General features: G+C 62.2%; 15 protein-coding genes and 1 pseudogene. 13 read left to right on the top strand and 3 right to left on the bottom strand.

The window, feature by feature from the left end; translation table 11 throughout:
• Nucleotides 1-3: 3 nt before the first annotated feature.
• The gene (locus B058_RS16945) at nt 4-666 is read left to right on the top strand and encodes a Smr/MutS family protein (RefSeq protein WP_018508833.1); all 663 of its coding nucleotides are present in this window, start codon (nt 4-6) and stop codon (nt 664-666) included.
• A 17-nt stretch (nt 667-683) separates the two neighbouring features.
• Complete coding sequence (locus tag B058_RS0112525; protein ID WP_018508832.1) at nt 684-1139, top strand: peroxiredoxin; 456 nt, start codon at nt 684-686, stop codon at nt 1137-1139.
• Between the two features lie 1091 nt (nt 1140-2230).
• On the opposite strand, the gene yoaA is transcribed toward B058_RS0112525, so the two are convergent.
• Nucleotides 2231-4198: a DNA repair helicase YoaA gene (yoaA, locus tag B058_RS0112515; protein ID WP_018508830.1), complete on the bottom strand. Its 1968-nt coding sequence runs from the start codon at nt 4196-4198 to the stop codon at nt 2231-2233.
• Between the two features lie 119 nt (nt 4199-4317).
• Between yoaA and B058_RS0112510 the strand changes: the two genes are divergently transcribed.
• Together B058_RS0112510 and B058_RS0112505 are read left to right on the top strand one after the other, a co-directional pair.
• Complete coding sequence (locus tag B058_RS0112510; RefSeq protein ID WP_026240887.1) at nt 4318-5172, top strand: alpha/beta hydrolase; 855 nt, start codon at nt 4318-4320, stop codon at nt 5170-5172.
• Nucleotides 5169-7436, top strand: coding sequence for a putative bifunctional diguanylate cyclase/phosphodiesterase (locus B058_RS0112505; RefSeq protein WP_018508828.1), 2268 nt, complete (start codon nt 5169-5171; stop codon nt 7434-7436). The genes B058_RS0112510 and B058_RS0112505 overlap by 4 nt, the downstream gene beginning before the upstream one ends.
• 8 nt (nt 7437-7444) lie before the next feature.
• Here the strand turns inward: B058_RS0112505 and B058_RS0112500 are convergent, their stop codons facing one another.
• Both B058_RS0112500 and B058_RS0112495 read right to left on the bottom strand, forming a co-directional pair.
• On the bottom strand, nt 7445-9124 hold the full coding sequence (locus B058_RS0112500; protein ID WP_018508827.1) for an ABC1 kinase family protein: 1680 nt from the start codon (nt 9122-9124) through the stop codon (nt 7445-7447).
• Nucleotides 9125-9237: 113 nt separating this feature from the next.
• On the bottom strand, nt 9238-9927 hold the full coding sequence (locus B058_RS0112495; RefSeq protein WP_018508826.1) for a DUF6781 family protein: 690 nt from the start codon (nt 9925-9927) through the stop codon (nt 9238-9240).
• Between the two features lie 75 nt (nt 9928-10002).
• Here B058_RS0112495 and B058_RS16940 point away from each other — a divergent pair, with 75 nt between their 5' ends.
• From B058_RS16940 to B058_RS0112460, 9 genes and pseudogenes are all read left to right on the top strand, one after another.
• Nucleotides 10003-10479 carry a C40 family peptidase gene (locus B058_RS16940; protein WP_018508825.1) on the top strand — a complete coding sequence of 159 codons (477 nt, stop codon included), beginning with the start codon at nt 10003-10005 and terminating at the stop codon, nt 10477-10479.
• A 151-nt stretch (nt 10480-10630) separates the two neighbouring features.
• On the top strand, nt 10631-11638 hold the full coding sequence (locus B058_RS0112485; RefSeq protein ID WP_018508824.1) for a Fe(3+) ABC transporter substrate-binding protein: 1008 nt from the start codon (nt 10631-10633) through the stop codon (nt 11636-11638).
• 88 nt (nt 11639-11726) lie between these two features.
• The gene (locus tag B058_RS0112480; protein WP_018508823.1) at nt 11727-13316 is read left to right on the top strand and encodes an ABC transporter permease; all 1590 of its coding nucleotides are present in this window, start codon (nt 11727-11729) and stop codon (nt 13314-13316) included.
• A gap of 6 nt (nt 13317-13322) precedes the next feature.
• Nucleotides 13323-14390: an ABC transporter ATP-binding protein gene (locus B058_RS0112475; RefSeq protein WP_018508822.1), complete on the top strand. Its 1068-nt coding sequence runs from the start codon at nt 13323-13325 to the stop codon at nt 14388-14390.
• Between the two features lie 4 nt (nt 14391-14394).
• The gene (locus B058_RS16935; protein WP_018508821.1) at nt 14395-16239 is read left to right on the top strand and encodes an ATP-binding protein; all 1845 of its coding nucleotides are present in this window, start codon (nt 14395-14397) and stop codon (nt 16237-16239) included.
• 12 nt (nt 16240-16251) lie between these two features.
• Nucleotides 16252-16545 (top strand): annotated as a pseudogene (locus B058_RS18425) (response regulator); the annotation flags it as partial.
• Nucleotides 16546-16563: 18 nt separating this feature from the next.
• On the top strand, nt 16564-16926 hold the full coding sequence (locus B058_RS18420) for an Hpt domain-containing protein (protein ID WP_281166678.1): 363 nt from the start codon (nt 16564-16566) through the stop codon (nt 16924-16926).
• Nucleotides 16927-16978: 52 nt separating this feature from the next.
• On the top strand, nt 16979-17710 hold the full coding sequence (locus tag B058_RS0112465) for a DUF302 domain-containing protein (protein WP_026240886.1): 732 nt from the start codon (nt 16979-16981) through the stop codon (nt 17708-17710).
• Between the two features lie 91 nt (nt 17711-17801).
• A complete protein-coding gene (locus B058_RS0112460) occupies nt 17802-18836 on the top strand; it encodes a GDP-D-glucose phosphorylase 1 family protein (protein ID WP_018508818.1) in 1035 nt (344 codons plus the stop codon).
• Nucleotides 18837-18904 lie beyond the last annotated feature (68 nt).

Raw genomic sequence — 18904 nt, 5'->3', positions numbered from 1 at the left:
ATCATGAAGCGCGCCCGCGGCAGTGCGCTCGCACCCGCCTCATTCGAGGCGCTGGCGCGAGCGCGTCGCATGCTGCGCGAACAGACCGCTTCGCCCGCCACGCTTCACCAGGCGCCGCATAAACCGAAACCCCAGCCGGACGGCGCCGTGCTGTTCCGCCGCGCTGTCGCCGATGCCGTTCCGCTGCCGCCGTCCGGTCGGGCCGATATCGCACGTCCGCGTCCCAAACCTGTCGCCCATCAAAGACAGGCCGACGAGCGCCAGGTACTGGTCGATGCCCTGTCCGATCCATGGGACTGGGAGACGGCCGTTTCCACCGGCGAGGAACTGCTGTATTCGCGCCCAGGCGTCCCCACGGCCGCACTCAGAAAACTGCGGCGCGGCGGCTGGGTCATCCGCGGCGAACTCGACCTGCACGGCCATACCGGCGACGAAGCCCGTATCGCGGTGGCTGCCTTTCTCAACCGTTGCATGCTCGAAGACCGGCGCTGCGTACGTATCATCCACGGCAAGGGCCATGGCTCGAAGAACCGCCTGCCGGTACTGAAAAACAAGGTGCGCCACTGGTTGATGCAGCGCGAGGACGTGCTCGCCTTCTGCCAGGCCCGCACCGTCGACGGCGGCGCTGGCGCCGTCATCGTGCTACTCAAATCCTCCTCACGTTAATTACAGAAAGGCCCACCATGAGCGACCCCGTCATCACCGATTTCGAACTGCCCTCCACCGGCAATACCCCCTTCAAGCTGTCCGACCATCGCGGCAAGAACGTCGTCGTCTATTTCTATCCCAAGGACAACACGTCAGGCTGTACCCTCGAAGGTCAGGAATTTCGCGACTTGTATGCCGACTTCGGCAAGGCCAACACGATCGTCGTCGGCATTTCGCGCGACAGCATCAAGTCGCACGAAGGCTTCAAGGCCGAATTCGGCTTTCCGTTCGAACTGTTGTCCGACAAGGACGAGATCGTCTGCGAACTGTTCGGCGTGATGAAGTTGAAGAACATGTACGGCAAGCAGGTGCGCGGGGTCGAGCGCAGCACGTTTGTGTTCGATGTGGATGGGAAGCTGGTAAAGAGCTGGCGCGGGTTGAAAGCGCCGGGGCATGCGGCGGAGGTGTTGGCCTTCGTGCAGACGCTGTAAGTGAGGGGCGCACGTTGCACCCGTTCGCCCTGAGCCTGTCGAAGGGCTTGATCGCTGTAGTTGAAGTCCTCGCAGGACTACTGACCGCTGGCCGGGGGTAGCCCGGCAGCTAGTTCCTTTTCTTGTCTCGCCAAGAAAAGGAACCAAAAGAAGGCGACCCCAACAGCCACGAATTCCCGAAAATCGAGCCTGCCGGACGGGCGGCGAAGAACTCGCCCCGCCTTGCTGTTTTTAATTTGTCTTTTGTGGGCGGGGCTCAAACACCTTCGCCGCTGATCCGTCCGGCAGGATCGATTCTCGGCGTGGCTGTAAGGGGAGGAACATCAAAACCAGGGCAGTGATGACTGGACGTTTACGGTTACCATTTTGGCTCCGCACCTTCGACACTATAGATATTATGTTCCGCGATCTTTGGTTGATTCCGATCAACTTCGTTTTACTACCGCTTATATTATTTCTGATCGCGGTGATTCTGATCAGTACATTGGATGCGCTTGAGAGAAGACTTCCTCCACATAGCCGTCTGAAAAACTGGCTCAGAAAACCTAACCGTTGGAAAAATCCACATTGGCTTCGCGACAGGATCGACATGTTTTTTGTCGTTTTCATTGTTATCGTGCTTGTCGTAGTAACGGTGACTTATTTCTAACCAGTATGCCGTCCCAGCCTATTACAACAACTGTCCAGTCATCACCACGCTGGTTTTGACGTTCTTCCCCTTACAGGCCCGCCGAAGATCAAGTGCGTCGGGTGGATCAGCGGCAAAGGTGTTTGAGCCCCGCTCACAAAAATCAAAAAGGCATAACAAAAGCGGGGCGAGTTCTTTGCCGCCCACCCGACGCGCTTGATCTTCGGGAATTCGGGACTGTCGGGGTGCCCTTCTTTTGGTTACTTTTCTTGGGCAAGCAAGAAAAGTGACTTGCCGCCGGGCAACCCCCGGCCAACAGTCAGTAGTTAAGCAAATACCTCACTACTGCAAACAGCCCTTCGACAGCACCCGCAAGGGGTACGCCGGGGGACCCCGTCGCTGTGCGACGCCCCTTCCGCAGGCCCAGGGCGAACGGTGCCAAGGTAAGCGACAGCGTGTGGCCCTACTCCACCCCAACCGGCGCAGCCAAACTTCCCCTACTCTCTGCCGCAAAAAACCGCTCCACCACCTCCAGCTTCCTCGTCCGTGTCATCGCCGGCAGCGCATTCAGCAACAAGCGCCCATACGGCTTGTCCGCCAACCGCGTATCGCAAATCATCAGCACGCCGCGATCGGTCTCGGTGCGAATCAACCGCCCTGCGCCCTGCTTCAGGCTGATTGCCGCATGCGGCAACTGGTAATCCATGAAGGGCTTGCCGCCGTTCTTCTCGGCCTGAGCGATGCGCGCCGCGACCACCGGGTCGTCGGGCGGCTGAAACGGCAGCTTGTCGATGACGACGACGGACAGCACATCGCCGGGCATGTCGACGCCCTCCCAGAAGCTCTGACTGCCCAGCAGTACGGCGTTGCCGGCCTGCTGGAAACGCGCGAGAAGTTCGTTCTTGGGTGCCTCGCCCTGCACCAGCAGCGGGTAGTCCCAGCCGCGGAATTTGAACGCATCGATCAGCAGGCCGCGCGCCCGTTCCAATGCACGCAGGCTGGTGAACAAAATGAACGCGCGGCCGCGGCTGACTTCGAGCACAGGCAAGGCCGCCTTGACGACGGCGTCGGTGAACTCGGGCGTATTGGGCGCGGGTAGGTTTTGTGGCACATAGAGCACGCCCTGGCGCGGGTAATCGAAGGGGCTGTCGACGCACAGGGTTTCGGCGGCTTCGATGCCCAGGCGCGTTTTCAGGTGGGTGAAATCGCCGCCGACGGACAGCGTGGCCGAGGTGAGTATCCACGCCTGTGCCCGCTCGGTGAGCTTGGCGCCGAACATTGCGCCCACCGACAAGGGGGTCGCATGCAGCAGCAACGAGCTCAGCGTGGTCTCGAGCCAGCGCACGCGTGGATTCTCGGGATCGTCGTCGCGTTGCCAGCTGGCCAAAGTAGCCTGTACCGCCTGCGCGCGCTCGAAGCAATTCTTCAGGTCGGCGTCGCGTTCGGCCTGGCTCTCGAGCAGCTTCGTCATCTCTTCCAGGCCGGCAGACAGCGCGCTCAAGGCGGCCGGCCATTTATCGTAGCGCGTCAGTTCCGCGAATGTCGATTTGACAGGATTCTGCGGAAACACCAGACGCAGGTCGCGCGTGATCTTGGTCAGTTCTTCCGCGGCGCGGCGCAGCGCCGGGAAGTCGCCGGCCTTCACCGCCGCGAGGCGCTTGGTGTCGCCGGCCAGATCGAGCAGTTGCGCGGTGGACAGTGTCTCGCCAAAGAACTGGGCGGCGGTTTCGGCAAGCTGGTGGGCTTCGTCAAGGATCACGGTGTTGCAGGCCGGCAGCAGTTCGGCGACGCCTTCGTCCTTCAACCACAGGTCGGCAAAGAAGAGATGGTGATTGACCACCACGACTTCGGCGTCGAGCGCGGCCTTGCGCGCCGCCATCACGAAACAGCCCTTGAAATGGCTGCATTCGCTGCCGAGGCAGGTGTCGCGGCTGGAGACCGCGTAATGCCAGGCAGTGGCGTCTTCCGGGATGCCTTCGGCCTCGGCACGGTCGCCACTCAGGCTGGTTTCGGCAAAGCGGGCGATCTTGGCGAGCCAGACGGGATCGTCGCGGTGGGCGAAGCGCCCATCGGCAAGATTGCGTTGCAGATGATGGTGGCAGACATAGTTGGCACGGCCTTTCAGCAGCGCCACCTTGACCGGCGATTTCAGCGCACGGCGCGCAGCCGGCAGATCGCGGTGAAACAGCTGATCCTGCAAGGCCTTGGTACCGGTGGAGATCACTACCTTGCCGCCTGACAGCAAGGCGGGAATCAGATAGGCCAGCGTTTTTCCGGTACCGGTTCCCGCTTCGGCCAGCAGTATGCCGTTGTCGGCGACTGCGCGCTCGACCGCCTCGGCCATGGCCAGTTGCTGCGGACGCGCACGCCAGCCCGGCAGGACTGCGGCACACGCGCCATCGGGAGAAAAGAGCTGTTTCAGATCAAACATTTTTGGGCTGGATTTCAAGACGAAGTGTAACATTCGCCCCAGGCAGAATCGCTTGCACATGCTTCAGTTCCACCCCCTTCTGCCGTTAGAACCTAAGACTCCGCCTATCCAGTCCCGCCATGCGCCTATACCTGCTTTGCTTGCTGATGTCGGTATTTCCTGTCGCAGCACACGCGGCCATCGTCCAGCAAGAGATGCGCCCCGGAATCCCCGCCAATGCCGAATATCTGATCGGCCAGCGCAGCAAGCCCGCCGTATTGCTGCTGCATGGCTTCTTGCAAACGCGCGAGTTCCCCACCGTCGCCACGCTGGCCCGCGGCCTGCAGGATGCGGGCTACACGGTCCTGCTGCCCACGCTCAGTCTCAATATTCCCAACCGCATGCAGAGCCTGGCATGCGAAGCGGCGCACAAACACAGCATGGACGACGACGTGGCCGAGATCGGGCGCTGGGTGGACTGGTTGAAGTCGCACGGCCATCACTCCATCGTGCTGATCGGCCACAGCTTCGGCAGCCTACAGTTGCTGGCATATCTGAGCACCCATCCGGATCCGGCAATCAAGGCCTTCATCGGCGCCTCGCTGGTCGAAGCGCAGATCGGCACGACATCGCGCCAGGCCCTGATTGCCCAGTTGGAAGCCCACATACAGAACAAACAGCGGACCCTGGTCACCCAGAGCCTGTCATTCTGCCGGAAATACACCTCGACGCCCGAAGGTCTGTTGTCGTATGTACGCTGGGACCAGCCTCGCCTGCTGACCACGTTGAAGCAGATGCCGACCAGCGTACAACTCATCATGGGCGATGCCGACGGTATGCTCGGTCAAGGCTGGCTCAAGGTTTTGCAGCATATCCAGATTCCCATGGTGATCGTGCACGGAGGCAGCCATTTCATGGATGGCGAGCATGAATTCGATCTGCTGGACCACACGCTCAAGTTCCTTGAAGCGCATCAACAGGGATCGTCCCGATGAAATGGCCAGATGCCATTTCCATCAAGCAGATTGCGCTCGCCTTCATTACCGGGCTCATGGTACTGATGAGCCTGATCGGCGGTTTTGCCGCTTACCAGACGCGTGAGGTTACCCGCAGCCTGGAACAACACAACCAGAATGCGGCAGCGTCCGAACTGACCTCGGCCGTCCAGCGCCTGTTGCGCCAGACGGATGACCAGGCGGCCAACCTGGCAGGCTGGGACGAAACCCGACAGCAACTGGTGCTGCCCGAATATTACTCATACTGGCGCGACCAACGAGTCTACGAAAGCGGCATGTTGCCCAGTCGCTTTGTCCGGGTGGCGCTGTACGCCCCGTCGGGTTTGCTGCTGGCCCCGAGCCCGGCAAAAAACAGCCTGCCGGCCAGATTGCCCGCTGGCATCTCGCTGCCATCCAGCTGGCTGGTCGACGAAGCGGGAACCACCGTTTTGTATCACGCCTTCCCGGTTTACATCGACGAACGACACCAAACCCTGCTTGGCTACGGCATGATCCGCCTCGACTTCATGCCAGCCCTGCTGCAGCAGGAAGCGCTCCATTTTGCGGACAAAGCCAGCGTCAAGCTGACGCTAAAACCGGGCGAAAACCTGCCTGCCACCAAGCTGCTTTCAAGGCTGGCGTTCAATGCCCTGCCCGACCCCGACCGGCTCCGCTTTCAGAGCATCCTGTCACGCACCCTGCTCGCGCTGTTTGTGCTCCTGATGGCCATGTCCCTGCTCGGTTTTGTCGTGTACAACCGCCTGCTGGTGGGCCCGCTACGCCGACTTTCGCAGGATATCGATGCCATGCAGCACGGGCGGTTCAGCCCCCATTCCTCGCGTTCGCAGGCCATGCGCATCAGCGAACTGGAGAATGTCCGCCGCTCGCTGTATGACTACCAGCTGCAATTGCGTGAACTGCACGGCTCGCTGGAACACCAGAATCGCGAATTCCACTCGCAGGCACGCCAGGATGCGCTCACCGGATGCCACAACCGACGCGCCTATGAAGAAGACTGGGAGAAATTCCGTATCGAGTTGAAAAACGCGCCGCAAGGCGTGGCCTTCCTGCTGTTCGATTGCGACCGCTTCAAGACCATCAACGACACCTACGGCCACGCCAAGGGCGACCGCGTGCTGTCCATCATCTCGGATGCGCTGGTGATGGCGTTACGCGCCAACGACCGCCTGTACCGCCTCGGCGGCGACGAGTTCGCCACCTTCCTGTCGCGCACCACGCCGGCCCAGGCCAAGCAGATCGCACAACGCTGCCAAAGCCTGCTCGACGCGTCGGTCTTCAGCGACCTGGGAATCAACGAGCCGGTCGGGATCAGCATCGGCATCGCGTTCTGCGCGGCCGATCAGCTCGAGCATATCAACGACCTGCCCAAGCAGGCGGACATCGCCATGTATACCGCGAAGCAGCCGGGCCGTACCCGCATCGCCCTGTATGGCGAGGATACCGAGCGCGCCTCGCAGACGCTGGTGGCCAGCCGCGAAACCAGCGCCCTGTTCCAGGCCCTGGCCAGCCCCGGCATGATCGAAATGCATTATCAGTCCATTCACGCGCTGCCCGGGCGCAAGGTGGATTATTACGAGGCACTGGCGCGCATCCGCTACCACAACGACCTCATCATGCCGGACGCATTCCTGCCGGTTGTCAGCAGCCGCCGCCTGGAGGCCGGATTCGATCTGGCGGTGCTGAACCAGGTCGATGCCGACCTGTCGTCGCAGCAGCTGCCGCCCGGCATCGGCGTGTCGATCAACCTGTCCGCACAGAGTATTTCGCACCCAGAGATCGTGTCGCAGCTGCTGGAGTTGTCGCGCCACAATGCCCGCCATCCGCTGATGCTGGAGATCACGGAAACCTCGCTCATCACACAAATGGCGGAGGTGCGCACCTATCTCGACCTCTTGCGTACCGTGAATTACCGCATCGCCATGGACGATTTCGGCACCGGCTATTCGCCGTTGCGCTATCTGGTCGATCTGCCGGTGGACGTAGTCAAGTTCGACATCTCGCTGGTGAACAAGCTGGGACAGGACAACCGTGCAAGCCAGGTGGTGGCCGACTTCGCCCGCATGATGAGCGATGCAGGCTATTCACTGGTGGCCGAGGGCGTGGAAACCGACACCATCCTGCGCAAAGTCGAAAGCCTGGGCATTGCGCACGTGCAGGGTTACTTGCTGAGCCGCCCCATGCCGCTGGCGGAGGTAGCCGCCCGCTTCGACGACCAGAACGCCGGCGTCGACTGCGCCGTCTGATCCGGATGTCAGTGCTTGCCCGAGCGCCAGATGGAAAAGATGATCCACAGGCTGTTGAAGAAGGCGATCAGGAATCCCAGCAGGCCGAATAGCGGCAGGCCGAATAGCTGAGGCCCACCCTTCACTGTCATGATGATGCTCGATCCGATAACCAGCGAAGCCGTCAGGATGCCCATGGTCAACCGGTTGCTGGCACGGTCCAGCTGATGGCCGAACTGATCCAGCCGCTTCAGATCGAGATCGACCTTGACCCGGCCCCGACGCATATCCCTCAATAGGTGCCGCAAATCGCGCGGCACGTCGGCCAGCACCTCCAGCGTCTCGCGCACGCTCTTGCGCCCGCGCGCAAGCAAGGCTTGCGGCGTGTAACGTTGCTGGATAACGCGTTCCACAAAGGGCGTCACATGGTCGATCATGTGGAATTCCGGATCGAGCTGCTGGCCCAGTCCCTCCAGCGTGATCAGCGTCTTGAACAGCAGGGTCAGGTCGGCCGGCAGGACCAGGTTGTTATCGCGCATGACCGCCGTGATGTCGTTCAGCAGTCCGCCGATTTTCACATCCTTGAGTTGCAGGTCGTCGTAGCTTTGCAGCAGTTCCGCCACGTCGTAGGCCAGGCGATCCTCGTCGCTGACCGACTCGCCGCTCCAGTCGAGCAGCACCTGCAGCAGGGCCTGTTCGTCCTTGCGCGTCAAGGCATGCAGCAGATCGACGATCTGGTTACGGCGGGAGTTGGTCAGCATCCCCACCATGCCGAAGTCGATCATGCCAATGCGGTTGTCGGGCAGGAACAGGACATTCCCGGGATGGGGATCGGCATGGAAATAGCCGTGCTCCAGCACCATGCGCAGCACAGCGTCGGCCCCGCGAGCCGCCAGCAATTTTGGATCGAGCCCCTGCGCGCGCAGCTTGTCGGGCGCGACACCGGCCATTCCGACGATCTCTTCCTGCACATTGACGCGGTCATTGGTGAACGCCCAGTACACCCGGGGGATTTTCACCAGCGGCTCGTCGGCAAAATGGCGCGCGAACTGGTCGATGTTGCGTGCTTCTTTCGCCAGGTCGAGTTCGCGATTCAGTGAACGGCGGAACTGCGACACGATTTGTACCGGGTCGTAGCGGCGCGAATCCGGCACTTCGCTTTCCAGCAGTTTGGCGGCGTGTTCCATGATGCGCAGATCAGCCTGAATCACGCCTTCGATGCCGGGTCGGCGCATCTTGACGACAACGCGCGTGCCATCTTTAAGAGTGGCACGATAGACTTGCGCAATGGAGGCTGCCGCCAGCGGCACCGGGTCGAACTCGGCAAATACTTCGGCAGGCTCGCCTTTGATGGCCGCCACCAGGTCGCGGTGCAACCGCTCGTAAGCCACTGCCGGCACCTGGCTGTGCAGCTTTTCGAATTCAGTGATCCAGTGCGGCGGAAACATGTCGACCCGCGTCGCCAGCACCTGCCCCAGCTTGACGAAGGTCGGACCGAGCTCTTCCAGCGCGCGGCGCACGCGCACCGGCGCGTCGAGCTGGCTGATCTCGCTGGTGCTGTGCCAGTGCAGAACCCGGCCAGCGCGCTCCAGCGCCCCGCTGATACCCAGGACACGCACCAGATCGCCCCAGCCATAGCGGATCATCACCGAGGCGATTTCATGCAATCGCGGCAGGTCGCGCACGACCGAAATGGTTTCCCAGAGCATCGTTGTTTTTTGGAATCAGTTAATGCCGAGAGTGTACCTGCAAGCGGCAACGACCCCGCTGTTGCCGCAAGCAGTATGGCGGGGAAATCCCCGCCATACTGCTTGCGGAGGGATCAGGAACGCAGGCGTTCGCTCTGCCGTTTGAGCGAATCGGACAGGGCCTCCAGGATGCCGCTCGCCACCAGGGACAGGCGTTCGGTCGCCGTACTGGCCGATTCACTCAGGCCGGCCCGGCCTGCCGCGCCGCTGGCCTTCACACCGTTCGCCAGTTGCTGGAGCGCTTCGCGCACCTGTTCGCCAGTGCGGGTGCCGCTGATCTTCAGGTGATCGCTCAGGTAGCCGAGTTCCTCCTTCAGCTTGCCGCCCGATTGGCTGGCGGTCTGCTTCAAGGCCTCGACAATCTGGGCCTCCAGGTCACGGAGCTGTTCGAGGCTCGCCTTCAGTTCATTGTCCTTGAAGGCCTGGCCCTGGGTGGCCGCTTCGCGCAAGGTATAGGACGCTGCCTGCGCCGCGCTGCCGACGGCCTCGTCCAGGCCGGCGATTGCCTGTTTGAGCCCATCCTTCATTTCGCCGCCGCGCGCAGTCAGGCCGCTGCCCACGCCGGAAGAGATTGCAACGACCAGTTCACGTATGTCATTAAGCGCCATGCGCCGTTCATGCAGCACGCGCGCAGTCAATTCACGCACGCGCTCGTGCAGGTCGGGCGCAGACGCTGCCGCCGCCGCCTCGTCGTGCAATTGCACAAGCTGTGTATTTTCGGGGATACTCGTTTCGCTTGTGACAGGCGTATTCGCGTCATTCATGGTGCAGTCCTCCGGATCAAGATTCGCCGCATTTGGCCGTAGTTTCGTTTCAACTATAGAGCAGATTGTTATTCGATGAAGTCCGTCCTGCTGTCAGCCACGCTGGTCGTTCTGCTCACACAGCCTGCGCAGGCCGCGCCGCCCGACGATATATCCATCTATGCGGTCAGCCTGGTGGGAAGCCCGTATCGTCTGGGCGGCACGTCGCCCGAGACCGGGCTCGATTGCAGCGGCTTCGTCGACCATGTCTTCCGCCAGATCGCCGGCGTCAATCTGCCCCACGACAGCCAGGCGATCAGCGAATCCACCCAAGCGCTCGATCGGACCGATCTCCAGCCCGGCGATCTGGTTTTCTTCAACACCCTCGACCACGCGTTCTCTCACGTCGGAATCTATCTGGGCGATGACCGCTTCGTGCATGCCACGAGCAGCCGGACCGGTTCGGTCATGGTGTCCCGACTCAGCGATCATTACTGGCGCGAGCGGTTCGACGGCGCACGCCGCGTCGCCCTGCCCTCGGACCCGTCCGCGACGGTTGCATCGTTCCAGTAAGCCGGCCCAAAGTCCTTTACTACACGGCCCCTGCCGGATATCCGCTTGGGTAAGCGTCGCAAGACTCCAGTCCGCGCAATTCATAATTGATAAGCGTTCTCATTTTTAGTACGATGCAGGCCTTCATACATTCAGCAGGAAAGCCCGCAACATGACATTCCCCAGACTGATCGCCGCGCTGCTCCTTACCGCCGCGGCCCTGCCCGCGGCAGCCGAGGAGATCGTGGTGTATTCCGCGCGCAATGAACAGCTCATCAAACCCCTGTTCGACGCCTATACCCGCGACACCGGCGTACAAATCAAATTCATCACGGACAAGGAAGGTCCGCTGATGGCACGGCTGAAAGCCGAAGGCAGGAACACCCCCGCCGACATGCTGCTGACGGTCGACGCCGGCAACCTGTGGCAGGCGTCGGAAGAAGGCCTGCTGCGCCCGATCCAGTCGAAGACCCTGCAGGCCAACGTGCCGGCCCACCTGCGCGACCCCGACAACGAATGGTTCGGCCTGTCGGTACGTGCGCGCACCCTGGTATACAACACCCGCAAGGTCAAGCCCGCCGATCTGTCGACCTACGAAGATCTGGCCAATCCGAAATGGAAAGATCGCCTCTGCCTGCGTACGTCGAAGAAAGTTTATAACCAGAGCCTGGTCGCCATGATGATCACCGAATACGGCGAAGGCAAAACCGAGGACATCGTACGCGGCTGGGTCGCCAACCTCGCCACGTCACCCTTCCCCGACGACACAAAGGCGATGGAAGCCGTGGCAGCCGGCCAATGCGATGTCACGCTGGTCAATACTTATTACTTTGGTCGCCTGATGGCGAAGCAATCGAACCTGCCGCTGGCGGTTTTCTGGCCCAACCAGAATCTGAAGAACAAGGCTGCCGGCGTGCACGTCAACATCTCCGGGGCGGGCGTCACGCGCTACGCCCGGAATCCGGCCGGTGCGCAGAAACTGATCGAATGGCTGTCGTCCGACAAGGCGCAGAATCTGTTCGCCGACGTCAATCTGGAATACCCGGTCAACCCGAACGTGACACCTGACAAGACCGTGGCCGCCTGGGGCAGCTTCAGGCAGAACCTCATTAACGTGAAGGAGGCTGGCAGCCTGCAGGCCCAGGCCGTAAAATTGATGGATCGCGCCGGTTACAAGTAAGAAGTGCCCTATCTTGCCTGACAAGCTTGCAACGCCCTCAAAAACGCCCGCTGCGGGCGTTTTTGTTTGGTCGCCCCCCAGCGGCTGGATGCTGTTCGCCCTTGCGATCACCGCCTTGGTACTGGTGCCGGTCGTGGTCACTTTCTCGTCGTTTGCGCAGGTCGACGGCGACATCCTTGCCCACCTGACCGAATTCGTCCTGCCCGAACTGGTCGGCAATACGCTGTGGCTGGTGCTCGGCGTAGGGATCGGCGTCAGCGTGCTGGGCGTATCGCTGGCCTGGCTCACGGCGATGTGCGACTTTCCCGGCCGCCGCCTGTTCGACTGGGCACTGCTGCTGCCGCTGGCCCTGCCCGCCTACGTCACCGCCTTCGTCGCGATCGGACTGCTGGATTTCACCGGCCCGTTGCAGACCTGGCTGCGCGCAGGCTGGGGCATCACCGGCTTGCCCGAGATCCGTTCGCGCGGCGGGGTCATCCTGGTGATGTCGCTGGCGCTCTATCCCTATGTCTATCTGATCGCGAAGAACGCCTTTGCCACGCAAGGTGCGATCGCGCTGGAAGCCGCACAATCGCTTGGCTTGTCGCGCTGGCAAGGGTTCTTCCGGGTGGCGCTGCCGATGGCGCGGCCGTGGATCGCCGCCGGCTTGATGCTGGCGCTGATGGAAACCCTGGCCGACTTCGGCACCATGGCGATCTTCAACTACGACACCTTCACCACCGCCATCTACAAGGCGTGGTACAACCTGTTCTCCCTGCCGGCAGCGGCGCAACTCGCCTCGATCCTGATCCTGTTCGTGCTGGTTGCAGTGGTGTTCGAGCAGCGCTCGCGCACCCGGATGCGCTATGGTGCCGTGGGCCGCAGCGCCGCGCAGCGCCGCATCCGGCTGTCTCCGGTACGGGCCGGATTGGCGTTCCTGTATGCCGGAGCGGTGCTGGCCATCGCCTTCCTCATTCCGGTGATGCAGCTTGCCCTGTGGGCGCGCACGGTCCTCGCCGACGATCTCGACTCGCGTTACTGGGACTTCGCCTGGCATTCGGTGCTGCTGGCCGGCATCGGCGCGCTGATGGTGGTGGCCGTTGCACTGCTGCTCGCCTACGCGGGACGCCAGCGCCCCGGCACCGCGATAACATGGACACAGCGCCTCGCCACGCTCGGTTACGCCTTCCCTGGCGCCGTACTGGCGGTGGGGTTGTTCATCCCGGTGGCAGCACTGGACAACTGGCTGATCGATCGCGGCCGCAGCTGGTTCGGCTTCGGCGGCACCGAGATCCTCAAAGGCACGCTGCTGGTCATGTTGCTGGCCTATCTGGTGCGCTTTCTTGCGGTCGGCTTCGGCCCCATCGACAGCGGGCTGCATCGCATCACCCGCAGCATCGACGAAGCCGCGCGCAACCTCGGCAGCTCAACCACCGCATTGCTTACCCGGGTGCACCTCCCCATCCTGCGTGCCAGCCTGCTGACTGCCGCGACGCTGACTTTCGTCGACATCATGAAGGAAATGCCCATCACCCTGATGACCCGCCCGTTCGGCTGGGACACGCTGGCCGTACGGGTGTTTGAGATGACCTCGGAAGGCGAATGGGAGCGCGCCGCGTTGCCTTCGCTCGCTATCGTCGTTGCCGGTATCATCCCCATCATTCTCCTGACCTGGCGCGGAGCGCGCCCGCTTGACTGACCGCCTATGGCTGAACTGATCCTCGACTCGGTTTCGCAGTCGTATACCGCACGACAGATCATCGCCGACCTTTCCTTCACCCTGCCCGAAGGAACGATCGGCTGCCTGCTCGGCCCGTCGGGCTGCGGCAAGACCACCGCGCTACGCTGTATCTCCGGCTTCGAGCCGATCCAGACTGGCGAAATCCGCATCGGCGGCGAAGTCGTCAGCCGCCCCGGCTGGATGCTGCCTGCGGAAAAACGACGCGTCGGCATGGTGTTCCAGGACTACGCCCTGTTCCCGCACCTGAGCGTGGCGGACAACGTCGGTTTCGGCCTGCGCGGCCAACCCTCGACTGAGCGTCTGGCACGAATCGACGAGTTGCTGGCACTGGTCGGCCTGGCCGGCCATGCCGGACAATTTCCGCATCAACTGTCCGGCGGCCAGCAGCAGCGCGTGGCCCTTGCCCGCGCACTGGCGCCGCGCCCGCGCCTGATCCTGATGGACGAGCCTTTCTCCAATCTCGACGTCGAACTGCGCGAACGCCTGTCGCTCGAAGTACGCGACATCCTCAAGCGCGAAACGACCACCGCGCTCATCGTCACCCACGACCAGCACGAGGCCTTCGCGCTGGCCGACTGGGTCGGCGTCATGCACGAAGGCCGCATCCAGCAATGGGACACACCCTACAACCTGTATCACGAACCCGCCAACCGCTTCGTCGCCGACTTTGTCGGCCAGGGCGCGCTGCTCTCCGGGGAGGTCATCAACGACCATCTGGTCGAAATCGAACTCGGCGTGCTGAACGGTCACATCCCGGTCGAATGCGGCGCCCGCGGCTGCGACGAATGCGTGCGCAACTGCCATGTCGACGTGCTGCTGCGCCCCGACGACATCGTCCACGACGACGACAGCCTGTTGCTGGCGGAGGTCGAGAACAAGGCCTTCCGCGGTGCCGAGTTCCTCTACACGCTGAAGCTGCCGAGCGGCCAACGCGCGCTGTCGCTGGTGCCATCGCATCACAATCACGCCATCGGCGAAAAGATCGGCATCAAGCTGGCCGTCGATCATGTCGTGGCATTCCGCCGCGAATAATTCCATGCTGCCCGCCCCTCTCCGCGGTTTGCTGTTCAATGTCGGGCTGGGCTTCACCGCCGCCCTGTTGCTGATGCTGGCCGTGATCGGTCTGGGCGTCACCCAGATGGCCTATCTCAACGCCGAACTCTCGAAGGTTGTGTCCGTCAACAACGTCAAGACGCGCCTGGCTTCGCACATGCGCGACACGCTGCGCGACCGCGCGATGCTGATGCACAACATCGTGGTCTCCATCGATCCCTGGGAAAAAGACACGCTCTTCCTGCAGTTCCAGGAGTATGGCGAACGCTATTCCAAGGATCGCAGCCAGCTGGTGGCGATGCTCAGCACGCCCGAGGAAAAGAGGCTGATGGCCGACCTCGATGCCATCACGCTGGCCAATCAGCCGGTCATGTTCGACGTGGTCGAAGCGGCGCTCGACGACAACAATTACAACGCGCTGACCCTGCTCCAGAAACAGGCCATCCCCCTGCAGAACCGGCTGGTCGAGGCGCTCGACAACATGACCAGCCTGCAGCGCAAGGAAAACGAGACCGCACTGGGAAAAACCTTCACCGCCTACCAGGCCACGCGCAACCTGATGCTGGTGCTGGGCATCTTCGCGACCTTGCTGGCCTCGTTGGTGGCCGTACTGGTAGGCCGCCGCATGCTTACGCAGACGCGCCAGCTGGAAGTGGAAAGACAGAAGTACCAGACCCTGTTCGAAACCAACTCGGATGCCGTCGTCATCCTCGACAACTCAGGATTCACCGATTGCAATCCGGCCACGCTGTCGCTGTTCGGCATGGATACGGTCGAAGAATTCCTGCACACGCCGATACAGAAACTCGGTACGCCGATCCAGGCCAATGGCGGGATGGCCATCGACAACGCCATGCGTGCCATCAACCTGGCACGCCGCCTGGGACATGCCGCCATAGACTGGCAGGGCGTGCGCAAGGACGGCTCGGTGTTCTCGGCCGAAATCGCCCTCCATGCCATGACGCTGGAAGGCAAGCCGGTGATCCAGGCGATCATGCGCGACGTGTCCGAACGCCGGGCCGCCGAGGCCGCCAAGGAAGCGGCCCGCGAGGCGGCTGTCCAGATGGCGCGTGCCAAATCGGAATTCGTCGCCAACGTCAGCCACGAAATCCGCACCCCGATGCACGGCATCCTGGGGATGAGCGGGCTCTTGCTGAAGACCCCGCTCGACGGCCGCCAGCGCGAATATGCCTCCACTCTGAGAAGCTCGGCTGAAAGCCTGCTTACGATCATCAACGACATTCTCGACTTCTCCAAGATCGAGGCGGGCAAGCTCTCCATCGAACAGGTCGCCTTCTCGCCGATTGCACTGGTGCAGGGCGTGACAGCCCTATTCCAGGCGCGCGCACTGGAGAAAAATCTGCAGCTCACCCTGTCGCTGCCCGAGCACGCGCCCGCCGCGCTACTGGGCGATCCCACGCGCATCCGCCAGATCCTGTTGAACCTGGTCGACAACGCCATCAAATTCACCCACCAGGGTGAAGTCGAACTGCACGCGCGCTTCGCGACGGACGAGGACGCCATCGGATGCCAGTTCAGCGTGCGCGACAGCGGTATCGGCATGAACGAAGAAACCCAGACACGCCTGTTCCAGGCTTTTTCGCAGGCGGACTCGTCGACCACGCGTCGCTATGGCGGCACCGGCCTGGGGCTTGCGGTCAGCAGCCAGCTGGCCGGTCTGATGGGTGGGCGGCTCACGGTCGAGAGTCAACCGGGCAAGGGCAGCTGCTTCACCCTGCATCTCACGCTCCCCGTGACCACCCTGCCGCTGGCCGAGCTTCCGACGCAGCCCGTCCTCAAGCTGCAGGGCCGCGTCCTGATGGTGTAAGACCACCCGGTCAACCAGAAAGTCCTGTCGCACCAGTTGCGCGAAATGGACCTGCAATTTGCCGTGGCCACCAGCGGCACCCAGGCGCTGGACCTCCTGTCGTCGGAGGCTTTCGATCTGGTGCTGATGGACTGGCAAATGCCGGAAATGGACGGCCTGGAAGCCACCCAGCGGATACGCCGGCTGGACACCGACACCCGCCACATTCCAATCATCGCATTGACCGCCAATGCCAATGCAGGTTTCCGCGAAGCCTGCCTGGCAGCAGGCGCGAACGATTACCTCAGCAAACCCTACACCGAAGCCGCATTGTCCGCGCTCCTGATGCAATGGCTGCCGCAGGCCGCGCCGGCTGCAACCTCCACCCCGCTGCTCGATCTGTCTGCCCTGCATGCACGCTATCCCGGCAATCCGCAACTGGTGCACGATCTGGAAACGCTCTTCGTCTCCACCACCGAAACCAGCCTGAGTGCGCTGAAACGCGGAATCGAGCAAGGCCAGACCGAGCTTTGCCGCAAAGAAGCGCACGCCCTCAAGGGCGCAGCCGCCAGCGTGATGGCCACCGTCATCCGGGAAGGCGCCGCACGCATCGAAACCCGCGTGCAAAACGGCGATTTCGCCGCTGCTGCCGCCGAACTGGCGGCGCTGGAAGCACACTTCCGTACCCATGGCGGCGCCGCACATTGACGCACGCCCTGCGGCGCGTAGGATAAAAACCTAGCCGTCCAGGAGACACGTCATGATGCGTCCGCTTCCCCTCCTACTCGCCTGCCTTTGCAGCCTGCCTGCAATCGCCGCCGAACCGCCTACGGCCCTCCCCCCGCCGACCGTAGCGCCTGCCGCACCCGCTGCGCCCGAACAAAGCTGGATCGACGTCACGCCGACACCCTATGGCCCAATGCTGATGCAGCAGGCGCCGCCGCCGCCCTACCGCGATTACCAGATGAACCGCATCCTGACGCCCGAGGAAAAGGCACGCTGGCTGCAGATGGCCATGCCCATGATGTCCCATCTGATGCAGATGGACGCGCGCGAGGCGATGAACTATTTCGCCCACAAGTACAAGGCCAAGCCCGGCGTGTCGTTCGACCAGGTGGTCGAATCGATGATGCTGCGCGCCAATCAGCTGAACCTCAAATTCGTCGGCAAGAACCTGATTTGGAAGGAATTCAGGGCCATGCTGCACGACGACAAGGCGCCACGCGTCGAAGTGTTCAGCTTCTGCGACATCGCCGTCGGACGCGACCTGCTCAAGGTCATTCCGGAAATCGTCGTGTTCCTGCCCTGCCGCATCGCGGTGATGGAAGATGCCGACAAGAACATCTGGGTGCTGACGCTGGACTGGGACGTGACCTGGCTCGACCAGGCCGGCAAGCAGGCGGGCATCACGCCGGAATTGCGCAAGGGCGCGATGGACATTCGCGAGAAGCTGGATAGCGTGATGCGTGCCGGGGCCGACGGCGCACTATAAACGCCGGGCACTGCCTGCAAAAAAACCTGAATGCCCGCTGCCGCGACGAAATGGCACCATATGAAATCCATTTCCATCGTGCCCGAACCGCATGCCTACACTTTCCTCACCGTTCATCTCGCTCCCCGCACTGGAACAGAATTTCGGCGACGGACTCGCCGCCATGCTGGAAAATCACCGCGGCCTGGGTGTCTATATCCTCGTGCTTGCCAATGCCGCCTACGATCCGAAGCTGTGGGCACGACTCTCACCTGCCCTGTCGACACGTCATGCAGAACTCGCAACGGCCCTCACCGACACCCTTCGCGATGGCAGGAAATTGGCTGAACCGGAGGATGACGTTCTGGTTTTCCTCAAATTCCTCGCCATCGGCTTCGATCATCTGAAAACGATGGAAAGCCGCTGCGCCGGACCGTGGCATCTGTTCTTCAACCCCATCCGCGCCTTGCGCCCGCCCCGTATCAGCGGAATGACATTCGACAGTCTGCTGCGCCCCTTCGACCCAGCGGGCTTCCATTTCAACAAGCCGTTTCTCGCCAAGGAAATCCTGTGGGAAGGCGAACTCGCTGCCAAGCCGGCACGCCTCCTGTACAACAAATTCCCCTTCGCCCGGCTGCATGGCCTGCTGGTGCCCGAGCCCTTGCGCGAAATGCCGCAATATCTCACGCCCGAACTGCATGGCTGGGCCTGGCACCTATGCGCCCATGCCGGCGCGCACGGCCTGACCCTTGCCTACAACAGTACCGGCGCCGGCGCCTCGGTCAATCAGCTGCACTTCCAGAGCTTCGTGCAGCCGAGTCCGTTGCCGGTGAAGTACCCGTGCTTTGCCCATAACGGCGGCAGCGAGCCCTATCCGCTCCCGTGCCAACGCTTCACCGAACCCGCCGACGCCTGGCTCGAACTCGATCGCCTGCATGAGCACAACATCCCCTACAACCTGATCTACAGCAAGAACTGCCTGCATCTCGTCGCCCGCGTGCCGCAAGACAGCGACAGGCTGGGTGACCCGTGCCGCAACTACGGCTGGAGCGAAATGGCGGGCGCGGTCACCCTGTTCAGTCGTGAGACGTTTGAAAGCTTGAGCGCGACAGAATTTGAGGCGGAATTGGCGAACTTTGCACCCTGAAAGGGGGCGATGTGTCCTTGTATCACCTGGCCCAAACGGACCATAACCCACACATCGCCGTGTCAAGA

This window comes from Thiobacillus thioparus DSM 505, from assembly GCF_000373385.1.
Taxonomy (GTDB): domain Bacteria; phylum Pseudomonadota; class Gammaproteobacteria; order Burkholderiales; family Thiobacillaceae; genus Thiobacillus; species Thiobacillus thioparus.
The sequence above is the reverse complement of the archived record's forward strand: the minus strand, read 5'-3'. Positions and strand labels throughout refer to the sequence as shown.

Excerpts from the sequence above, each read along its gene's own strand:
- B058_RS16945 (WP_018508833.1), top strand. The coding sequence starts at position 4 with ATGAAGCGCGCCCGCGGCAGTGCGCTCGCACCCGCCTCATTCGAGGCG.
- B058_RS0112525 (WP_018508832.1), top strand. The coding sequence starts at position 684 with ATGAGCGACCCCGTCATCACCGATTTCGAACTGCCCTCCACCGGCAAT.
- yoaA (WP_018508830.1), bottom strand. The coding sequence starts at position 4,198 with ATGTTTGATCTGAAACAGCTCTTTTCTCCCGATGGCGCGTGTGCCGCA.
- B058_RS0112510 (WP_026240887.1), top strand. The coding sequence starts at position 4,318 with ATGCGCCTATACCTGCTTTGCTTGCTGATGTCGGTATTTCCTGTCGCA.
- B058_RS0112505 (WP_018508828.1), top strand. The coding sequence starts at position 5,169 with ATGAAATGGCCAGATGCCATTTCCATCAAGCAGATTGCGCTCGCCTTC.
- B058_RS0112500 (WP_018508827.1), bottom strand. The coding sequence starts at position 9,124 with ATGCTCTGGGAAACCATTTCGGTCGTGCGCGACCTGCCGCGATTGCAT.
- B058_RS0112495 (WP_018508826.1), bottom strand. The coding sequence starts at position 9,927 with ATGAATGACGCGAATACGCCTGTCACAAGCGAAACGAGTATCCCCGAA.
- B058_RS16940 (WP_018508825.1), top strand. The coding sequence starts at position 10,003 with ATGAAGTCCGTCCTGCTGTCAGCCACGCTGGTCGTTCTGCTCACACAG.
- B058_RS0112485 (WP_018508824.1), top strand. The coding sequence starts at position 10,631 with ATGACATTCCCCAGACTGATCGCCGCGCTGCTCCTTACCGCCGCGGCC.
- B058_RS0112480 (WP_018508823.1), top strand. The coding sequence starts at position 11,727 with ATGCTGTTCGCCCTTGCGATCACCGCCTTGGTACTGGTGCCGGTCGTG.
- B058_RS0112475 (WP_018508822.1), top strand. The coding sequence starts at position 13,323 with ATGGCTGAACTGATCCTCGACTCGGTTTCGCAGTCGTATACCGCACGA.
- B058_RS16935 (WP_018508821.1), top strand. The coding sequence starts at position 14,395 with ATGCTGCCCGCCCCTCTCCGCGGTTTGCTGTTCAATGTCGGGCTGGGC.
- B058_RS18420 (WP_281166678.1), top strand. The coding sequence starts at position 16,564 with ATGCAATGGCTGCCGCAGGCCGCGCCGGCTGCAACCTCCACCCCGCTG.
- B058_RS0112465 (WP_026240886.1), top strand. The coding sequence starts at position 16,979 with ATGATGCGTCCGCTTCCCCTCCTACTCGCCTGCCTTTGCAGCCTGCCT.
- B058_RS0112460 (WP_018508818.1), top strand. The coding sequence starts at position 17,802 with ATGCCTACACTTTCCTCACCGTTCATCTCGCTCCCCGCACTGGAACAG.